Annotated in this window: 24 protein-coding genes and 1 tRNA gene; 15 read left to right on the top strand and 10 right to left on the bottom strand. The window is 32.0% G+C overall.

What is annotated here, in order from left to right:
* Position 1: 1 nt before the first annotated feature.
* Positions 2-235: a 2Fe-2S iron-sulfur cluster binding domain-containing protein gene (locus tag PMN2A_RS07030; RefSeq protein ID WP_011294860.1), complete on the top strand. Its 234-nt coding sequence runs from the start codon at positions 2-4 to the stop codon at positions 233-235.
* A 27-nt stretch (positions 236-262) separates the two neighbouring features.
* Here PMN2A_RS07030 and PMN2A_RS07035 read toward each other — a convergent pair whose 3' ends face one another.
* From PMN2A_RS07035 to PMN2A_RS07045, 3 genes are all read right to left on the bottom strand, one after another.
* Positions 263-904: a hypothetical protein gene (locus tag PMN2A_RS07035; protein ID WP_011294861.1), complete on the bottom strand. Its 642-nt coding sequence runs from the start codon at positions 902-904 to the stop codon at positions 263-265.
* Positions 905-1001: 97 nt separating this feature from the next.
* Positions 1002-1088: transfer RNA gene (locus PMN2A_RS07040), tRNA-Ser, on the bottom strand.
* A gap of 74 nt (positions 1089-1162) precedes the next feature.
* Positions 1163-2188, bottom strand: a complete 1026-nt coding sequence (locus tag PMN2A_RS07045) for an extracellular solute-binding protein (RefSeq protein WP_011294862.1) — start codon at positions 2186-2188, stop codon at positions 1163-1165.
* A gap of 148 nt (positions 2189-2336) precedes the next feature.
* Between PMN2A_RS07045 and PMN2A_RS07050 the strand changes: the two genes are divergently transcribed.
* Positions 2337-3002: a Fe2+-dependent dioxygenase gene (locus PMN2A_RS07050; RefSeq protein WP_011294863.1), complete on the top strand. Its 666-nt coding sequence runs from the start codon at positions 2337-2339 to the stop codon at positions 3000-3002.
* Positions 3003-3093: 91 nt separating this feature from the next.
* Positions 3094-3339 (top strand): hypothetical protein, encoded by a 246-nt coding sequence (locus PMN2A_RS07055; RefSeq protein ID WP_011294864.1) that lies wholly within the window; start codon positions 3094-3096, stop codon positions 3337-3339.
* A 113-nt stretch (positions 3340-3452) separates the two neighbouring features.
* Here the strand turns inward: PMN2A_RS07055 and PMN2A_RS07060 are convergent, their stop codons facing one another.
* Both PMN2A_RS07060 and glyQ read right to left on the bottom strand, forming a co-directional pair.
* Positions 3453-4697 carry an iron uptake porin gene (locus tag PMN2A_RS07060; protein ID WP_011294865.1) on the bottom strand — a complete coding sequence of 415 codons (1245 nt, stop codon included), beginning with the start codon at positions 4695-4697 and terminating at the stop codon, positions 3453-3455.
* 151 nt (positions 4698-4848) lie between these two features.
* The gene (gene glyQ, locus PMN2A_RS07065; RefSeq protein WP_011294866.1) at positions 4849-5721 is read right to left on the bottom strand and encodes a glycine--tRNA ligase subunit alpha; all 873 of its coding nucleotides are present in this window, start codon (positions 5719-5721) and stop codon (positions 4849-4851) included.
* Positions 5722-6251: 530 nt separating this feature from the next.
* Between glyQ and PMN2A_RS07070 the strand changes: the two genes are divergently transcribed.
* The 7 genes from PMN2A_RS07070 to PMN2A_RS07090 all read left to right on the top strand — a co-directional run bounded on the left by PMN2A_RS07070 (position 6252) and on the right by PMN2A_RS07090 (position 8838).
* Positions 6252-6872, top strand: a complete 621-nt coding sequence (locus PMN2A_RS07070; RefSeq protein WP_011294867.1) for a hypothetical protein — start codon at positions 6252-6254, stop codon at positions 6870-6872.
* Positions 6873-6915: 43 nt separating this feature from the next.
* Positions 6916-7089 carry a hypothetical protein gene (locus PMN2A_RS10815; RefSeq protein WP_011295208.1) on the top strand — a complete coding sequence of 58 codons (174 nt, stop codon included), beginning with the start codon at positions 6916-6918 and terminating at the stop codon, positions 7087-7089.
* Positions 7090-7093: 4 nt separating this feature from the next.
* A complete protein-coding gene (locus PMN2A_RS10820; protein ID WP_011294978.1) occupies positions 7094-7255 on the top strand; it encodes a hypothetical protein in 162 nt (53 codons plus the stop codon).
* On the top strand, positions 7252-7572 hold the full coding sequence (locus PMN2A_RS07075; RefSeq protein ID WP_011294868.1) for a hypothetical protein: 321 nt from the start codon (positions 7252-7254) through the stop codon (positions 7570-7572). Before PMN2A_RS10820 ends, PMN2A_RS07075 begins: the two co-directional genes overlap by 4 nt.
* Positions 7573-7706: 134 nt before the next feature.
* Positions 7707-7916, top strand: a complete 210-nt coding sequence (locus tag PMN2A_RS10940; RefSeq protein WP_225866301.1) for a hypothetical protein — start codon at positions 7707-7709, stop codon at positions 7914-7916.
* A 108-nt stretch (positions 7917-8024) separates the two neighbouring features.
* On the top strand, positions 8025-8219 hold the full coding sequence (locus PMN2A_RS07085; RefSeq protein ID WP_011295054.1) for a hypothetical protein: 195 nt from the start codon (positions 8025-8027) through the stop codon (positions 8217-8219).
* A 424-nt stretch (positions 8220-8643) separates the two neighbouring features.
* The gene (locus tag PMN2A_RS07090) at positions 8644-8838 is read left to right on the top strand and encodes a hypothetical protein (protein ID WP_011295071.1); all 195 of its coding nucleotides are present in this window, start codon (positions 8644-8646) and stop codon (positions 8836-8838) included.
* 96 nt (positions 8839-8934) lie between these two features.
* Here the strand turns inward: PMN2A_RS07090 and PMN2A_RS11080 are convergent, their stop codons facing one another.
* Positions 8935-9150, bottom strand: a complete 216-nt coding sequence (locus tag PMN2A_RS11080; RefSeq protein WP_011294870.1) for a DUF6737 family protein — start codon at positions 9148-9150, stop codon at positions 8935-8937.
* A 47-nt stretch (positions 9151-9197) separates the two neighbouring features.
* Complete coding sequence (locus PMN2A_RS07100; RefSeq protein ID WP_011294871.1) at positions 9198-9698, bottom strand: hypothetical protein; 501 nt, start codon at positions 9696-9698, stop codon at positions 9198-9200.
* Between the two features lie 115 nt (positions 9699-9813).
* On the opposite strand from PMN2A_RS07100, the gene PMN2A_RS07105 reads away from it, so the two are divergent.
* The 4 genes from PMN2A_RS07105 to PMN2A_RS07125 all read left to right on the top strand — a co-directional run bounded on the left by PMN2A_RS07105 (position 9814) and on the right by PMN2A_RS07125 (position 11871).
* A complete protein-coding gene (locus PMN2A_RS07105) occupies positions 9814-10239 on the top strand; it encodes a nuclear transport factor 2 family protein (RefSeq protein ID WP_011294872.1) in 426 nt (141 codons plus the stop codon).
* 276 nt (positions 10240-10515) lie between these two features.
* Positions 10516-10872, top strand: a complete 357-nt coding sequence (locus PMN2A_RS07110; protein ID WP_011294873.1) for a hypothetical protein — start codon at positions 10516-10518, stop codon at positions 10870-10872.
* A gap of 424 nt (positions 10873-11296) precedes the next feature.
* Positions 11297-11497 (top strand): hypothetical protein, encoded by a 201-nt coding sequence (locus PMN2A_RS07120; RefSeq protein ID WP_011295138.1) that lies wholly within the window; start codon positions 11297-11299, stop codon positions 11495-11497.
* A 98-nt stretch (positions 11498-11595) separates the two neighbouring features.
* Positions 11596-11871, top strand: a complete 276-nt coding sequence (locus tag PMN2A_RS07125) for a hypothetical protein (RefSeq protein ID WP_011294874.1) — start codon at positions 11596-11598, stop codon at positions 11869-11871.
* Between the two features lie 49 nt (positions 11872-11920).
* Here the strand turns inward: PMN2A_RS07125 and PMN2A_RS07130 are convergent, their stop codons facing one another.
* Positions 11921-12376, bottom strand: coding sequence for a peroxiredoxin (locus tag PMN2A_RS07130; RefSeq protein WP_011294875.1), 456 nt, complete (start codon positions 12374-12376; stop codon positions 11921-11923).
* Between the two features lie 197 nt (positions 12377-12573).
* Here PMN2A_RS07130 and PMN2A_RS07135 point away from each other — a divergent pair, with 197 nt between their 5' ends.
* The gene (locus PMN2A_RS07135; protein ID WP_011294876.1) at positions 12574-14913 is read left to right on the top strand and encodes a tetratricopeptide repeat protein; all 2340 of its coding nucleotides are present in this window, start codon (positions 12574-12576) and stop codon (positions 14911-14913) included.
* Here the strand turns inward: PMN2A_RS07135 and PMN2A_RS10825 are convergent.
* Entirely contained in the window at positions 14902-15069 is a 168-nt protein-coding gene (locus PMN2A_RS10825; protein WP_011295170.1) for a hypothetical protein, read from the bottom strand. The genes PMN2A_RS07135 and PMN2A_RS10825 overlap by 12 nt on opposite strands.
* Positions 15070-15167: 98 nt before the next feature.
* On the bottom strand, positions 15168-15434 hold the full coding sequence (locus PMN2A_RS07140; protein ID WP_011294877.1) for a hypothetical protein: 267 nt from the start codon (positions 15432-15434) through the stop codon (positions 15168-15170).
* Positions 15435-15519: the final 85 nt, after the last annotated feature.

The raw sequence follows: 15519 nt of genomic DNA on the forward strand, positions 1-15519 counted from the left end.
AATGAATACTGTGAAAATAAACTGGCCTAACAAGAAATCAAGCAATTGCTCTCCTGGAGTTGATTGGTTAAAAGCTGCCTATGATGCTGATATCGAGATCCCTACTGGATGCCTAGGAGGAAGCTGTGGGGCTTGCGAAATAGAAGTTAATGGTGAAGTAGTCCGTGCATGTATTGCAACAGTTCCGGATAAAAAGGAACTAAATGTTGAATTTTTTAGTGATCCTTATTGGTGAAAACAAATAAATCCAATTTTTTGATAATCAATAATATTTCTCTGCTCTTCTAATAGCTTTAATTGAACCTTTATAATCTCCTATTTTATACTTTGATTCACTAATAACCTCTAGTTTATTTATTACCTCCTCTTTTCTTTTCTCACTAATCACTTTTTTATAATCTGCAATTAAATCATATTTACTTTTTCGTATTTCTGAACCTTTAATCAGAGCATTATATTTAGGTTCTAGATCCATTTTTTTAAATGTACCTAACAAAATATTTTTATAATCTATTTTAGTGTTATCTAAATCATTGGATTTATCAATTTCCAATAATCTAATTTTTTTAGCTTTTCTTTTATCATCTATTGCTCCCTGATAATCTCCAGTTTTATATCTAGAGTTACTTCTACCACTAAATGAAATGTCTTTAGACCTTTGTTTAATAATATCTATTTTAGATTCAAAAAAAATTGACTTTGAGAAGTCATCTATAGCAGATATATTTTCTCCTAACTTATCATTCAAGAAACCACAATTTAAATATGCTAAAGCAATATCATCTGGGTTTTCAAGACTATCAATATTCTTTTTAATGGAGTTAATGGCCCCATCATAATCATCTAAATCAATCAAATTAATTGCTTCATAATAAAAAGATGAAGGCTCTTCTGATTTTTCCAAATGATTTACACCTCTTCTTTATTTTAAGCACATTCAATACATTAAGTTTAAAAGTGTTCAAGAAAATATGTAAGAAAAATGTAACTTCTAGTCAATACGGAGAGGGTGGGATTCGAACCCACGGATAGTTTTAGCTATCAAACGATTTCGAGTCGTTCGCTTTCGACCACTCAGCCACCTCTCCATAGAAGTTAGTTTAAGGCAATCTTCTCTTTCCACTTAAGAATAAGCAGAATTAAAAATCTAATTCTTAATTGTTTAATCCCAATCTGCCTTTCTCATAAGCTGTATGGCTTTTTTATTATTTGCTCCTAATTGATCAATGGTCACACTATCAGGAGTAAATCCTCCAAATTGTGCAACCTCATCGGTTTTATTAAAACCAACTAAAGGGTGTTCAAATGTTGGACCAGCTAACCCACTACTCCCAGCAGGAGAAGCAAGATACTCCAGGAGTTGAATAGCTTCTTCTTTGTTTTCAGCATATTTAGCAATTCCACCTGCACTGACATTCACATGCGCAGGATTAGGAGTAAGAACCTTTACTTTTTTAGCCAACCTTTGATCTTTTCTACCATTTACACCTGCAAGCATTCTTGAAACATAGTAGTGATTGACAATACCCACTCCACATTTACCTTGAGCAACAGCTCTTATAACACCAATATCACCAGGGAAAAAAGGCTGAGAAATATTTGAAATCATTCCTTTCAACCACTCTTTAGTTTGGGCTTCTCCTTTATTAACAATTTGATTGGCGACTAAAGATTGATTGTATGGACTGCTCCTTTTTCTCACACAGACGAGACCGTCCAAAGAAGGATTAGCAAGATCTGAATAATCTTTGATTGAATTTATATCAACTTTCTTTGGATTAGCAACCATGACTCTTACTCTTCTTGTTAAGGCATACCATCTTGCTTGAGGATCTCGATATTCCACTGGAACATTCTTATCTAATTTGGAAGACCTATATGACTGAAGAAGACCACTTTTGGCAGCATTGCTAATTCGAGCCGCATCAACAAGAAGAATCACATCGGCTTTAGAATTTGATCCTTCCCTTTTTAATCTTTCAACTAGAGAAATTCCTGTCGCCTCGATTAATCGGATTTTTATCCCAGTCTCCTCTGCAAATTGCTTATATATCTGCTTATCAGTGTTGTAATGTCTGCCTGAATAAATTCTTACTTCTCTCTCAGAGGCTTTTACATAATTAAAACTTGAAGAGACTAAAAGAGTACCTGCTATTACTGAAGTAAAAAGACGCTTAATTGAATTCATTAATCTATCTAGGGAAGGGATTAATAACTTTGTATAGACTAGGCAAGAAGATACTGCTAAAAATAGATTCGCAACTTTGATACGTATCGAAGTATAAATTGATATCTTATTTATACTTTATGATAGAAAATAAATCTAAATATTAAAGATGGAATATTTAACTCATTCTCTAATAGCCAAATCAGAAGCTCGTCAAATAGTCAATAAGCTAAAAGCAGAGAAATTATCTTGGCAAGATGGTAAAAAGACTGCAGGAAGTCATGCTTCAGAAAAAAAATCTAATTTTCAATTAGATAAAAATTCAAAACTATCAATTAAGCTTAGAGATATCATTGTTAATAAAATAATCTCGAATCCTCTTCTAAAAAGTTTTACATTACCTAGTCTTATTCATGGAGTCATGTTTACTCAATCCCTAGCTGGGCATCACTATGGGTCACATATTGATAATCCATATATGCCCTCAGGAAGAAGTGATCTATCTTTCACCTTATTTTTAAACGCGCCAGAAGATTATGAAGGTGGTGAATTATGTATTCAGACGATAAATAAAACTGAAAAAATCAAACTTTCTGCTGGAGAAATGATAATTTATCCGAGCACTCAACTACATTCTGTTGCTGAAGTCAAAGATGGTGAACGTCATGTATGTGTAGGCTGGATTCAAAGCTATGTTCAAAATAATGAAGATAGAAATTTCCTATTCGGACTGGATGCAGGAGCAAAAGGCTTACTAGCAAAACATGGAAGATCCGATGAATTAGATTTAATTTTCCAGGCTTACAGCAATATTCTAAGAAGATTAGGAGATTGAATCGATCACTTTATACAAGCAGAGGTAAAAAAAGAACTTTCATTAGAAGTCGCGACCTATCAAAATAAAACAAATCAGACTAGGACTAGGCATGCCAAGTAAAACACCCATCGGAATATTTCTAGCCGCAGCAGCAGCTTTATCTACTAATGCAATTATTCCAGTCAATTCAATTGCTGGTGAAAAACATGGAGATATGGGTGGTTTAAAGGAATGGACCACAGATCAAGAAGCAGATGAAGAAGGAAAGCTTGACGAAGCTGCTCAAAAAGCTGCTGATAAAGCTAAAAAAGCAGATATTTGCATTCCAATTGGAGAAGGAGAAAACTGCTGGTAATAACTTTTAAGTTCACAAAAAACTCCCTGAATGGGAGTTTTTTTAATGCCAATAAATAAACAAAAAAAAACGCCCCCTTTGGGGCGTTTTTTAATGGTGTAATTCGTAAGAATTTAGAATCTAAATTCTGTAAGAAGTACTGCACCAGTGATGTCCTTTCCTTCTGCTTCAACATCTGTTGATCCAAATACAGCAGGAGTTACTGTTACGCCGTCGTTAATTTTGAACTCGTAATAAGCTTCCCAAACTGTATTGTCCTCAGATGGATCAGATCCACTACCTTTTATACCAGTAGCAGCTTGTCTTGAACCAAATGCAACACCAGCTCTATTGCCATCAACAAAAAGATCTTTCCAACCAAGACCAATCATCCAACCTGATGTATCTTCCGCCTGACCAGCTGAAGGGCTGTCCATAGAAGCAGATTCATAACCAACCTGAATTTCAGGGATAGCACCTGTTTCGTCTGGCTTCCAGTATCCTCTTAGACCGTAAGCAGTGATATCACCATCATGGTCTGCAAGTTTTGAATGGTAGTAACCATCGTAACCATTAGCACCATTTTCTTTAAATGAAGTTGCAAGAGAAACTTGCCACTGAGGAGAACCATACTCAATCTTAGTTAAGACGAAATTCCTGGTTTTCTCACCAAACAGGCCATTATCACTTGATGAATCAGCTCCATCTTTAGCAGTGTAGTTAGCACTTACAGCCCATCTAGCAGCAGAGGGATCTTCAACTTCCTGTGTCCATGCAACACCAAATCCTGGGCTTGTGCTTGAACCATAAGAAGAGCCATTAGGACCATTAGCAAATTGCTTAGTAATTGGCTTATAGATTGAAGCAGAACTAGCTAGCATGTAGTAGTTTTCAATTCTTGGTCCAACCCAAACTTGAAGAGAATCTCCTACTGGGAATTGATACCAAAGTTTGTCTACCTTCAATGTGCCGCCATTTTTATTAGCAGCTGACAAGTAAGTACCCTGTCCAGAATCACCAAAATGATCGCTTACGTTACCAGTCTTGATACGGGTATAAAGATTATCTTCACCAGTGAAACTTGTATTCAGATTTAACTGATACATATATTCCATAGTGATGCTGTCAGTATCTGACTCTGAATCATCATCAACGTAACCAGTAATGAAAGCAGCCTTACCACTCATCTTTGTTGATGAAGAGAACTGACCAGCCATTACTTCGCCGAGTTGCGCTTCTACGCCATCAACACGAGCCTGAATGATTTCAGAACTAAGATCTGATTCGCTAGATACCGGAGAAACATCGGCATTAGCGGCTAATGGTGCCATTAGGCCCAAAGCAGCAGGAGCTACCAGCAAACGCTGAAAAAGCTTCATTGTGTCCTCACACAAATATGTCAAGCAAATAATAGTGTATTCAATAAAACATTTCAGAGCGAAAGATCTTAGAAGTATCTTTTTATACAGCGAGATATATTATTCGAACTATTAGTTAGCGAATTAATCTAAAATTATTACTTAGAGTTAATTAATTTTCGGCACAAAGAGGGAAGCCAAGGGACTCTCTTTCCTCTAACCAAGCTTCAGCAACTTTACGAGCTAAAGATCGAATCCTTGCAATAATCTTAGTTCTCTCAGTAACAGAAATAACCCCTCTTGCTTCTAATAAATTAAATGTATGACTGCATTTTAAAACGTAATCAAGGCAAGGTGCAGGTAGTTTTTTAGCGATTAACTGATGAGCCTCTTCCTCATAAATTTCAAAAAGTTTCCTTAAATTTTCCGAGTTAGATTCTTCAAAATTATACTTACATTGACCTGTTTCAAAAGGAAGCCAGATATCACCATATTTAGTCTTTTTATTCCAAGAAAGGTCCCAAATACTTTCAACATTTTGTAGATACATTGCCAATCGCTCCAAGCCATAAGTGATCTCAATTGAAACAGGCTTGCAATCAAGACCTCCACATTGTTGAAAATAAGTAAATTGGGTGACTTCCATCCCATCAAGCCAAACTTCCCAACCCACTCCCCATGCGCCTAAAGTTGGAGATTCCCAATTATCTTCAACGAATCTAATATCGTGGTCCTTAGCTGAAATCCCCAAGGCTTCAAGAGAAGATAAATAAATCTCTTGTATACCGTCTAAAGAAGGCTTGATAAGAACTTGATATTGAAAATAATGCTGTGCTCTATTTGGATTGTCTCCATACCTACCATCAGTAGGACGACGACAGGGCTCTGGGTAAGCTACAGCCCAAGGCTCAGGTCCTATCGCTCTTAAAAAAGAATGAGGGCTCATAGTCCCTGCGCCCTTTTCTAAATCATATGGCTGAAGCAGCAAACAACCCTTCTCACTCCAGAAATTATTGAGGCTAGAGATTATGTCCTGAAAGTACATTAGTGTTGATATAACTGGAGCTAGAGGTAATCAGCTTAACTTGGCAGGGCTTATAACAAAGAAGTAACTCCAGTACCCCTTGTTTTCAAACAGCTCAGCCGAGAAATTCAGTTAAATTCTAAATCAACTATCGAGCATTTAAAGCTGAGTATTTAGATGAGGACAAACCAAAGAATAAGTATATATACTTATTAGGTAAAAAGAAAAAATTACAATTACATCACAGTGCACATAGAAATAAGATGATTAGCTCATTAGGTCATACTGCAACTAATAATTCAAATATTATTGAAGTTTTAAGATGTATAAGAAGCAGCTGACGCTGTCAACCTCTAGATAAAATAAGTTTTTAGATTATATTGATTTAAAAGAATATTTTTACTATATATTGAGAATAAATCATACTAGATCGAATACATTTGAGCGTAATTTGATGCTGTAAAATCCATGCCAGAAGAAAGATAGTACATCAGTATCTATTGTTCCGATTCGTCACAAGACGTATATTAAATGCGTATTTAGCTAAACCCATGGAATTATCGCCTACGGAGGTGGTTGACTTAGCGAATATTCCGCTCAACAGCGAAGTCACTAAGGGGCTAGTGCCCGCGCAAGTAGAGTACGTTAAGGAATCTGTCGTAGAGATCAACGAGGAGCTGAGTTGCGTTGGGCAATCACTAAGGGCTGTGGCGGCCAACCTCTCCGACATAAAGAGTAACATCAAGCCTGGGAACTGGAGGGCCTTCCTGAAGTCAGGAGCTATCAACTGCTCAGAAAGGTTTGCTATTGACCTTGTAAGCGCATATACAAATTGGCTAGGTGGCTCCGATATAGACGACAACATGCTCGCTTCACTAACGCCTAGATCGTTGGCGTTAATGGGCAGCAAAGGAGTGACAGACAAGGAGCGGCAAAAGGTATTTGAAGCCGTTGGGAACGGCGAAAGAATGACAGAAGCGACCGTAAGAATACTAGTTAAAGGGAACAAGAAAAAAGCTAACAAAGCCTCACAGAAAAGTGAAAGCGAAAAGATTAAATCACTGAAAGAAAAGATCGAGACTTACAAGAAAGTAATCAATAACCTTCAAGATGAAAACAAAAAACTTAGTAAATTACTATCAAACAGAGAAAAAATTGAGTCCCTTGTCTAGTAATTATCACAAAAAAAGAAATTAACTACTACTCTTATTTAAAATGAAAACCACCAACTTCAGCTCTAGAACCCCTAACCAAATTAAATCAAAAGATAAGGAGGCTCATAACTTAGAGAAGGGAATCACGAAGGAATTACTAGACAAATACAAGCCCAAAGTTCTGTACAACATAGAGACCTTAAACGAAAGGAAAGTTCAAAGGAGAGTAGCTTAAGATTATGAATAAGAATTCAAAGTCTAGGAATGGATTCATCCATTTATACAATCCCAAGAAAGAAGGATTAGGATCTTACGACGTACACTATATAAATGCCTACAAAAAAGATAAAAGTTTAAAAGATAATATTAAAAATAGTGATAGAGAGAGGTATGCAGCATGATTCCATTTATCAGAAGTCTTTCAGAGCTAATGGCAATTACAGACTCAAGAGACAGCCAAAAACATATCTCTCAATACAATGAGAGCTATAGCTCGACAGTAGATAGCGGACAAAGAAAACGATACATAAAGTCTCTTGACAAGAAAGAAGTCAACCTGCCTGATTTACCTAAAACAATACGGCGTAAATGGATGCAAAATAAAACATCTATATCAAAATTCATTGATGATTTAGATTATAATAATCAGATACAATCTTCCTATGATCTGACCTTAATAGAAAGACAAAATAAGAGAAATCAACAGGATGTTGCCTAATTATGAAAACAATTAAAATAAATCAGGTGATAGAGTATTTATCTCCGACATTAGTTTTCTCATATTTTTTTATTCATAATATTTTTCTAGTTCTTATTGGAATAACCTTTTCATTTTATTTAATAAATATTAATATGATTAATAATCTTAAAAAATCTATTTATAAAAATTTAGCTGTAAAAAATGAAACCGAAGATTTTAATAAAAATGAAAAAAAAATAAATTCCAATACTATTAATATAAAATCTACTAAAGAAGATATGAAGCTCACATTAGTTGAAGAAATAGAAGAGTTTGGATTTATACCATCAATAGATAAGAAAAATAATAGTAATGCAGCATAATATATTTTTAATACATAAACAAAGATAAAATTAACTCTATTTTCAAAGGCTTTTATCTCTTTACAAATAATTTAATAAAAGGTATTCTAGTATACATGCCATAAATAAATGCAAGAAGATCCCAAAAGCATAGAAGATTTATTAGTCAAAGGTTTATCTCATATTCTAAAAAGAACAGTAGAGGTCAGTCCAAGGGATCAATTAGCAATTGCCCAAGAGTATAAAGAATGGATAAATTGCATATCTGCTAGTGATTTCTCAGAGCAAGAGATTCTAGTAATAGATAAGTTTACATTTACCTAGAATATATATTTTATCTGGTTAAAAATTCTAAAAATATATATCTTTTATTTTATGATTTAAGACTAATAGGATAAGTTAAAGATAATTTTTGGAATTTAATAAATATATAGTCTATCTATGTAACTATAAATAGAAAAATTGAAATTTATTATCTATTTTTATATTTTCTTATTTAATTTATAATAAAACTATATAGATAATTGAAATAAATACCCAGATTCACGTTAAGCTATCAAGGAAAGAAAATTGACACTAATTGATACTAATGTACTATAGAGAGACGTTTCGATCGTATCGAAGAATCTCGATTTTCTTTCACCCACTCTTACAAAATCATTTAATTTACTGAGCATGATTAATGAAACAGTCAACAGAGGTAGGGAGATCTTCTCGTATTTAATCAACCAATCAACTGGAGTATCTAATGGAATCTTCAAGCACTTCAAGCTGGGAATCGACAAAGAGCCTAAAGCTTTCAAGCGGACTAGAAATTGGAAGAGAAGCACTTATAACAAGCTCCACAAGAGAGTTAGTTGAATTTTACTGGACAAATCGGAAGCGATTTTCTGGCGGTTACTTAGGCTTCCCTTCAAAAATAAATAGTACTCAGGAGAAATAAAAACTGAACTTAAAATTTCCTTTTTTTGTTTTTTGATCTAAGTAGATAATTTATTATTAAGGCTATTACAAAAAACAAATTAATAAATAATGATTATCATTTATCATTATTTACTTGATACGAATTCGGAGCAATGATTAAAAATAATATCCACCAAACAAGAATAAAAAATCCTAAAATAGAAGATATTATAATGTTATTTAAGAGTTTAAAACTAAAAATTAGAACTAAAACACCAAAGCTAATAATTGACCAAGGTTGACACCAATAAGGCTTTGAATCCCAAAAACTTTTTTTTGCATTTGTATCCATTAAAGAAACTTGTGAAATGATTAAAGCTATCCAATACTAACGGCTTACTAAGGCTTATCTTCCCAAACAGGCTTATCTTCCTCAACAGGCTTATCTTCTTCAACAGGCTTATCTTCTTCAACAGGCTTATCTTCCCAAACAGGCTTATCTTCCTCAACAGGCTTATCTTCTTCAACAGGCTTATCTTCCCAAACAGGCTTTTCTTCCTCAACAGGCTTATCTTCCTCAACAGGCTTATCTTCTTCAACAGGCTTATCTTCCTCAACAGGCTTATCTTCTTCTACAGGCTTATTTTCCTCAACAGACTTATTTTCTTCAATCGGTTTAATTTCAACTATGTTGTCGATTGAAGAAGAGGAGTCGCTGCTTGTAAAAATCTGAGAGACCTCAATAACCGAATCAGACTCGGAGTCCTTAAGTAAAAATTTCAAAACATACCCAAGAGAGACAAACAAAGCTATTGGGAGGAAAAGTCCTAAAAGCAATTTATAGAGGATTATTCCTATACCAAGGACACCAATAGAAATAAGAATGTTCTTCTTGTTCATATGAGCTAATTGAATAGATTCTAAATCTAAGCTATTTCTGAGTTATCTACATCACATGTCTTTAACGCGATGTCTATTTAAATAATCTAAATTACAAGTATTAACATTAAATTCAATGCTCATCAAAGAGAAAGAATTAAAAAAATTCTTCAATTTGTCTTATGGAGAGAAAGCTCCATCAAGGGAAGAATGGGAATCCTTATACAATAAACAAGTTAAATTTATAGATCCTACCCAAGAAAAAAATGGAATTGATGCTTATATCAAAGCCCAAGATGGATTAATCAAAAGATGTGATGATATTTATCTAGAATCACACTCAATTGCCATCAATAAGAATATTGCTTTTGTTGAATGGACAATGGGGTTAAAAATAAAAGGTCTCGAATTTTTATACGATGGGACAACCAGATTGATATTTGATGAAGAAGGTAAGGTTAAAGAACATAGAGATTATTTTGATTTTTGTTCTGGAACATTTGGAAATGTCCCAGTCTTAGGAGCATTTTTTAGATGGTTATATTCAAGATTTGTGGATTAAAATAATTATTATTTTTAAAAATCATAGAGAAATTTCCAATCATTTCTCTTTCTTTGATTATCTTTCATAAGAGTTTGCTTTGTTTCCTAACAAGAATCTAAGCATTTTCATTTTTTGCTTTCGTTTGAGAAACCATAAAAGAACTAGTAAATTTACCTAATCGAAATCCAAGCAAAAATAATATTTAGTCATTTTCTAAATTTTGTTTGATTATTTAGTTGATTACGTAATTAATTTTTTTATTAGCTATAACACAAGTGTTGCTGGAAGAATCAAATGGGAACATTAGTTGAGTTAATCAAGGAAACCTACGACCATAAAGCATGCTTAGAAATTGCCAGTAGTGGCTGCTCTGATGGGGCCTGCACAAGGCATAACTATCAAGCTGACACTCTCTTGCTCTATATGAGTTACTCAGATGAGATAATCAAATACACTTCAGAAAGACTCGGATACAATTTTCTATCTAATCTTGCAAGAGATTTTGGTTCACCACTAAAAGATAATAAAGATCAAGATAATTTCTCATGGCAAGAAGTAGTTTCGGCTTGTCCAAATAAGGACGACTATAAACATGCCCTTGTATGGAAATTTATAGAATTAGTTGCCAAAGAGAAAAGTTTAGATCACTAATAATTCAGCACGGAGATTAATTGGTAATAAATTCTCTATTAGTTGAGGATTTAACCTACAAGTAATTTAATTTTCAAAAAAAGATCAATTACAGGTTTCATCCAAAGAGGTTGAAAAATAAAATAAATTATAACGAAGAAGAATATTGCACATATTATTCCATAAAATTGAACCTCTATTTCTTCACAAATCTCTTCAATCCAAATAAAAAAAGATTTATTTCTACTGTCTCTTTCCATTGAAAAATAGATTAGAAACGTAGTATATCCGAACAATAAAAAGTTTCAAAATAATATTTATTAAATGCCTGTGATTTCTCCATATTTATATTCAATAGATAAATTGAATATAAAATTATTGAACAAAAGACTCGGCAGAATGGATTTTTAAGTAAATTAACTTATTAATATATAAAAAAGAAAAATTGAAGAATAGCCCTTCTATTGAAGAAATTGTTTCAGTAACTCTTAGCTGCACCTTAATCAGGATGACTGAAATAAATAAAATAGATAGATCAGTTCTTTATCAAGAGTTCAAAGAATGGATTTTAAATTCTGGAGAGAATGAAGAGAGCCAGGAAATCCTATGCCTGAGGTACTTAAAAAATGATAGAAAGACTAATTAGTTTAACTTATAATTATTATTTGATTATCTTGCAAAAAAAAGAGTATTAAAATCCTCATTAATGCTTTAATACCGCTAATATAAAAAAAATCTAAAGAAATGTTTAGTTCAATATTTTCATTGTTTTTCTCCACTCTACTTTGGGTTCAGGTGCCTCAATGGAGCGATAACTGGTCAAAATGTGCCGTAGACGTCCCCGACACGGCATGTCATTGGTACATTGTCTCACCAGACAATACTTTCGGAAAAGGCTTCGATTGGGCAACAGCTCCTTGGTTTGATGCAAACGGATTAAATGACGTTGCAAAAATTTCTTCTGAGACTGTAGTAGAAAAACTACAAGCAAAAGAAGCTAACAGTAAATTATTATCTTGATTATTTTTTAGATAATTACTAAAAAAAAAATAATCAACAATTTTAAAAGTTAATTTCTTATCTCGCCTAATACTCTAAGTGCCTCATTCACATGAGCAGGACCATTTAAAAGATCATTGAAAATATGCCTAATAACACCTTTTGAATCAATAATGTAAGTTACTCGACCATCAAGTAAGCCAAGAACTTTAGGAACTCCAAACGCTCTTCTCAAAGAATTTTCTGTGTCACACAATAATGGAAATGGAAGCTTATTTTTGTCTGCAAAAGATCTATGACTTGCTTCATCATCACCACTTACCCCCCAAACTTCAGCCCCAAATAGTTTAAAAAGATCGTATTTGTCTCTAAAGCCGCAATTTTCAGCCGTACAACCAGGTGTATCATCTTTGGGATAAAAAAATAAAACTAGTGGCCTACCTTTTGCTTGTTTATTCGTCCTAGAAACACCTAGTTGATCAGAGAGTGAGAAATCAGGTATTTGATCACCTAACTTTAAAGGCATTTGCATCCTAAAATATATAAAAACATTATATAAAAAATTAGGGCTTATTGGAGGGAATAAGAATTAATAAAAGTGTATTAACTCCATAATCTATAAATAAATTACTATTAACTACAGTTTGGAAACTATAGATTTATTAAGCTAAAATAATTAGATTATTAACTTTTTGTATAATCATATTAATTAAATAAAAATCATTGAGTGGTTTCGGGGAAAAGAAAAAAGAGGCTAAAGGCTCTTCTAAAAAACTCCAAAAGCTTTCAGAAAAGGATCTGAAAGCAAAATCAATCAATAATCATATTAAAGGGAATTTAGATGAAGCAGAGAAAGGGTATATAGCTTTTTTAAGAAATGGTTATTCTGATGCAGATATAATTTCAAATTATGCACTCATATGTGAAGAAAAAGGAGAAAATGAGAAAGCAATAAGATTATACGAACAATGTGCTAAAAGTTTTCCAAATCATATTTACTCAAAATTAAATTTATCTTTTTTATATTATAAATTAAATCAATTAGAAATAGCAGAAATAATAATTGAAGAAGCAATTCAATTAAAGCCAAGCCTGCCAAATGGGCATTGTATAAGAGGATTGATTTTAAAAGGTTTAGATAAATATCATGAGTCAAGATTATCACTTGAGAAAGCAATCGAACTAGATAAAAATTACTTTGATGCTTATATCAATCTAGGATTATTAAACAAAGATTCTAATAAATATAATGAAGCAGAAGAATATTATTTAAAAGCATTAGAAATAAATAATAAATCTGCTATCGCTCATTTGAATCTAGGCGCATGCTACAAAGAGAAACAAGATCTAGATAAAGCCATTTTGCATACAAAGATGGCAATAGAGATAGATAATAAATTAGAAAACTGTTATTTAAATCTAGCTACAATATATAACCAAATTGGAGATTATAAAAAATCACTATCACTTACAAAAAAAGAACTTTTATTGCATAAGCATAGTGAGTTAAGTTATCAACTTATAAGTGAATTAATCAAAAAAGGAGAAGTTTTAAACACATCGGAAAAAGATAATAGAGAATTACTTAAAAATTTATTAAATAGAAAAGATATATCTCATCGAGAACTATTTGGGAATATAAACAGCCTTATCTCGAAAGAAATATTAGAAGAATTATCTATTTTAGAATCGAAGTTGTATGAAAACAGTAAATTTAATATTTTAATTAAAAATAAGGAATTAGTAAAAGCACTTTCTTTGCTAATATTTTGCTCACCATTATGGGAAAAGGTTTTAGGAAATATACGCAAGAATATTCTATTAAACTATTCAGATAAAGATAAAATAAGTAATAGTATTTTCAACTTTATAATAGGGCTTGGATCACAATGTTTCTTGAATGAGTATGTCTATTACATATCTACGGAAGAAAAGGATAAACTAAAAGAACTTAAAAAGATAACCAATAATAATAAAAATCAAGACTATAAATTAGCAATAATCTCTTGCTACCAATCTCTATCTTCAATAAATGATGAAATAATTAATTTAAATACTTATATACCAAATAAAAAAGAATTAAATAGTCTTCTTGATTTACAATTTAAAGAGTTGAATGCTGAAAAAATGATTTCAAAAGGAATTAAAAAGATAGGAAATATAAAAGATTCAACATCTAAAGAAGTGAAAAATCAGTATGAATTAAACCCATATCCTAGATGGAGATACAATTCATATGCTAAAGAAAACAAACTAAACTTTTTATCAGTTATTAATTCAGAAATTTCACCAAATACAATTAAATCTAATTCAGTTCAATTAACAAATAAAAAAATAAATATTCTTATAGCAGGTTGTGGAACGGGTATTCAAATAATTGAAGCATCTCGGTATAGTAATTGTGAAATAACAGCAATCGATCTAAGCAATTCAAGTATCTCATATGCAAAGAGAAAGGTCGATGAATATGGATTGAAAAATATCAATTTTATAGAAATGGATTTACTTGAATTGACATCGCTAAATAAAAGATTTGATTTAATAGAATGTTCAGGTGTTCTTCACCATATGAATGAGCCTAGCAAGGGATTATCAAATCTATTTGACGTATTAGAACCAGAAGGCTTTTTAAAGTTAGGTTTGTACAGCAAGTATGCAAGAGAAGAAATCCTAAAAGCAAGAAAACTAATCAAAGAAAAAGATATTAAACCAAACATTGATGGAATAAGAAACTTCCGAAATGATCTTCTTAATGGAGAAATTAAAGAGATAAATGAGATAAGTAATTGGTCAGATTTCTACTCAACTTCAATGTGTAGAGATCTTTGCTTTCATACCCACGAAAACTGTTATACGCTAATCGAAATTAAAAACATGTTAAAAGTATCTAATCTGGAATTCCTAGGTTTTACTCTTTCAAAAGAAATTAGAGATAAATATCAGATAGATAATAAAGATAAAGACTCTTTAAAAAATTTAGAATTATGGGATAAATTTGAAAAATTAAATCCTAATTCTTTTAGAGAAATGTATCAATTCTGGTCTAGGAAATCAACTAAATAGTTGCTCTTCCAATCCTGGAATAAACATTTTACATAGGGTAAAAATAAATAATATTGCTAGAACATTACCAAGCATTGCTATTGCAAAGCGAATTCTTAGATCCTTAGCAAAGGGTAGTAGGTTTTCCCAAAGTTGTAATAATGGTCCGCCTGCCATTGGATATTAATGTTTAATTACTAATAGCTTACAGTGGGACTACCTTATTGGCTACATGAAAACACAGATTTAAAGCAAAAAGATTCTATTAATATCTTCTATTTTAATTTGCTTCTCATAACAAATAGGAGTATCAAACCTATCAATATTAGGGCTAAAGGGTAAAGAAATACGAATAATATATCTGTTAATGTTTCTGGTCTATTCACTATAAATAAACCTACTATAAAAATTATTATGGGCAAAAGGATAAGTGATTTTATTAATAGGCCTTCATTCCATTTTTTAATCTCATTATCTTCATCTAATAAAATTTCTAATTTATCCTTTAAAAGCTCATCATTAAATTCAGACTGATCACTCATAAAATTTTGATATTATTAATTCAAGATAGAACTACATTACATAATAATTTACTATATAGTTTTTATCAATAACTATTTTTATAAA

This window comes from Prochlorococcus marinus str. NATL2A, assembly GCF_000012465.1.
Lineage (GTDB): Bacteria > Cyanobacteriota > Cyanobacteriia > PCC-6307 > Cyanobiaceae > Prochlorococcus_B > Prochlorococcus_B marinus_B.

Excerpts from the sequence above, each read along its gene's own strand:
- PMN2A_RS10940 (WP_225866301.1), top strand. The coding sequence starts at position 7,707 with ATGATTAATAATCTTAAAAAATCTATTTATAAAAATTTAGCTGTAAAA.
- PMN2A_RS10825 (WP_011295170.1), bottom strand. The coding sequence starts at position 15,069 with ATGGCAGGCGGACCATTATTACAACTTTGGGAAAACCTACTACCCTTT.
- PMN2A_RS07055 (WP_011294864.1), top strand. The coding sequence starts at position 3,094 with ATGCCAAGTAAAACACCCATCGGAATATTTCTAGCCGCAGCAGCAGCT.
- PMN2A_RS11080 (WP_011294870.1), bottom strand. The coding sequence starts at position 9,150 with ATGGATACAAATGCAAAAAAAAGTTTTTGGGATTCAAAGCCTTATTGG.
- glyQ (WP_011294866.1), bottom strand. The coding sequence starts at position 5,721 with ATGTACTTTCAGGACATAATCTCTAGCCTCAATAATTTCTGGAGTGAG.
- PMN2A_RS07100 (WP_011294871.1), bottom strand. The coding sequence starts at position 9,698 with ATGAACAAGAAGAACATTCTTATTTCTATTGGTGTCCTTGGTATAGGA.
- PMN2A_RS07050 (WP_011294863.1), top strand. The coding sequence starts at position 2,337 with ATGGAATATTTAACTCATTCTCTAATAGCCAAATCAGAAGCTCGTCAA.
- PMN2A_RS07140 (WP_011294877.1), bottom strand. The coding sequence starts at position 15,434 with ATGAGTGATCAGTCTGAATTTAATGATGAGCTTTTAAAGGATAAATTA.
- PMN2A_RS07110 (WP_011294873.1), top strand. The coding sequence starts at position 10,516 with ATGGGAACATTAGTTGAGTTAATCAAGGAAACCTACGACCATAAAGCA.
- PMN2A_RS07105 (WP_011294872.1), top strand. The coding sequence starts at position 9,814 with ATGCTCATCAAAGAGAAAGAATTAAAAAAATTCTTCAATTTGTCTTAT.
- PMN2A_RS10815 (WP_011295208.1), top strand. The coding sequence starts at position 6,916 with ATGAAAACCACCAACTTCAGCTCTAGAACCCCTAACCAAATTAAATCA.
- PMN2A_RS07125 (WP_011294874.1), top strand. The coding sequence starts at position 11,596 with ATGTTTAGTTCAATATTTTCATTGTTTTTCTCCACTCTACTTTGGGTT.
- PMN2A_RS07045 (WP_011294862.1), bottom strand. The coding sequence starts at position 2,188 with ATGAATTCAATTAAGCGTCTTTTTACTTCAGTAATAGCAGGTACTCTT.
- PMN2A_RS07090 (WP_011295071.1), top strand. The coding sequence starts at position 8,644 with ATGGAATCTTCAAGCACTTCAAGCTGGGAATCGACAAAGAGCCTAAAG.
- PMN2A_RS07075 (WP_011294868.1), top strand. The coding sequence starts at position 7,252 with ATGATTCCATTTATCAGAAGTCTTTCAGAGCTAATGGCAATTACAGAC.
- PMN2A_RS07030 (WP_011294860.1), top strand. The coding sequence starts at position 2 with ATGAATACTGTGAAAATAAACTGGCCTAACAAGAAATCAAGCAATTGC.
- PMN2A_RS07070 (WP_011294867.1), top strand. The coding sequence starts at position 6,252 with ATGGAATTATCGCCTACGGAGGTGGTTGACTTAGCGAATATTCCGCTC.
- PMN2A_RS10820 (WP_011294978.1), top strand. The coding sequence starts at position 7,094 with ATGAATAAGAATTCAAAGTCTAGGAATGGATTCATCCATTTATACAAT.
- PMN2A_RS07130 (WP_011294875.1), bottom strand. The coding sequence starts at position 12,376 with ATGCCTTTAAAGTTAGGTGATCAAATACCTGATTTCTCACTCTCTGAT.
- PMN2A_RS07060 (WP_011294865.1), bottom strand. The coding sequence starts at position 4,697 with ATGAAGCTTTTTCAGCGTTTGCTGGTAGCTCCTGCTGCTTTGGGCCTA.
- PMN2A_RS07085 (WP_011295054.1), top strand. The coding sequence starts at position 8,025 with ATGCAAGAAGATCCCAAAAGCATAGAAGATTTATTAGTCAAAGGTTTA.